Annotated in this window: 1 protein-coding gene; it reads left to right on the forward strand. The window is 63.2% G+C overall.

The window, feature by feature from the left end:
* Positions 1 to 1890 (forward strand): pyruvate dehydrogenase (acetyl-transferring), homodimeric type (gene aceE / locus NEK97_RS19760; RefSeq protein WP_257371404.1); only part of this gene is annotated, 1890 nt, incomplete at both ends.

The raw sequence follows: 1890 nt of genomic DNA on the forward strand, positions 1-1890 counted from the left end.
CAGCTCGCCGCGAACGAGAACCTGGACAACCTGAACTTCGTGGTCAACTGCAACCTCCAGCGCCTGGACGGTCCCGTGCGCGGTAACGGCAAGATCATGCAGGAACTCGAAGCGTTCTTCCGCGGTGCGGGCTGGAACGTGATCAAGGTCGTCTGGGGCCGGGAGTGGGACTCCCTGCTCGAGGCCGACACCGACGGGGCGTTGGTGAAAATCATGAACGAAACCCCCGATGGTGACTACCAGACCTACAAAGCCGAGTCCGGCGGGTTCGTGCGGGAACACTTCTTCGGGAAGAACCCGGCCACCAAGGACATGGTCGCGGACCTGACCGACGAACAGATCTGGGGCCTCAAACGCGGCGGCCACGACTACCGCAAGGTCTACGCCGCGTATAAGGCAGCGACCGAGTTCAAGGGCAAACCCACCGTGATCCTGGCCAAAACCGTCAAGGGCTACGGACTCGGACCGCACTTCGAGGGCCGCAACGCGACCCACCAAATGAAGAAACTGACCATGGAAGACCTCAAAGCCTTCCGTGACCACCTCCGGATCCCCATCAGCGACGAACAACTCGACGCGGACCTCTACCGGCCCCCGTACTACCACCCCGGCATGGACGCCCCGGAAATCCAATACCTCATGGAACGCCGGGCCGAGCTCGGCGGGTTCGTACCCGAACGCCGCCGCACCCACACCCCCGTCACCCTCCCGGACCCGAAGTCCTACGACGTGGCCAAACGCGGGTCCGGGAAACAACAAGCCGCGACCACCATGGCCTTCGTGAGGCTCCTCAAAGACCTCATGCGCGACAAAAACTTCGGCGCACGCTTCGTGCCCGTCGTCCCGGACGAATCCCGGACCTTCGGGATGGACGCGTTCTTCCCGACCGCGAAAATCTACAACCCCAAAGGCCAGAACTACCTCTCCGTGGACCGCGACCTCGTCCTGGCCTACAAAGAATCACCCGCCGGACAACTGATCCACCCCGGCATCAACGAAGCCGGAGCCGTCGCAGCGTTCACCGCCGCCGGAACCTCCTACGCCACCCACGGCGAACCCCTGGTCCCGATCTACGTGTTCTACTCCATGTTCGGCTTCCAACGCACCGGCGATTCGTTCTGGGCCGCAGCAGACCAAATGACCCGCGGGTTCATCATCGGCGCCACCGCAGGACGGACCACCCTCACCGGCGAAGGACTCCAACACGCCGACGGGCACTCCCCCATCCTGGCCTCCACCAACCCCGCCGTGAAAACTTACGACCCCGCCTACGGCTACGAAATCGGCCACATCATCCGCCACGGACTCGAACAAATGTACGGCGACGCTGACGCGCAAGGAATCAAAGCTGCGTCAGATAACAACGTCATGTACTACCTCACCGTCTACAACGAACCCATCACCCAACCCGCGGAACCGGAAAACCTCGACACCAACGCACTGATCAAGGGCATCTACCACCTCGCCGACGCCCCCGAGGGCGATAACAACCGGCCCACCGCGCAGATCCTCGCCTCCGGCGTCTCCGTGCCCTGGGCCCTCGAAGCCGCCCGGATCCTCGCCGAAGACTGGAACGTCGCAGCCGACGTCTGGTCCGTGACCTCCTGGAACGAACTCCGACGCGACGGACTCGCCGCCGAAGACCACGCCTTCCTCAACCCCGGCCAACCCGCACCCACCCCCTTCATCACCGAACAACTCGCAGGCAAAACCGGACCCGTCATCGCCGTCACCGACTACATGAAAGCCGTCCCCGACCAAATCCGCCAATACATCCCCAACGACTTCGCCTCCCTCGGAGCAGACGGCTTCGGCTTCTCCGACACCCGCCAAGCCGCACGCCGCTACTTCAAAAACGACACCCACTCCATCGTCGCCAAAACCCTGCAA

The sequence above is a fragment of the Paenarthrobacter sp. UW852 genome, assembly GCF_024608385.1.
In the GTDB taxonomy this organism is placed as follows: domain Bacteria; phylum Actinomycetota; class Actinomycetes; order Actinomycetales; family Micrococcaceae; genus Arthrobacter.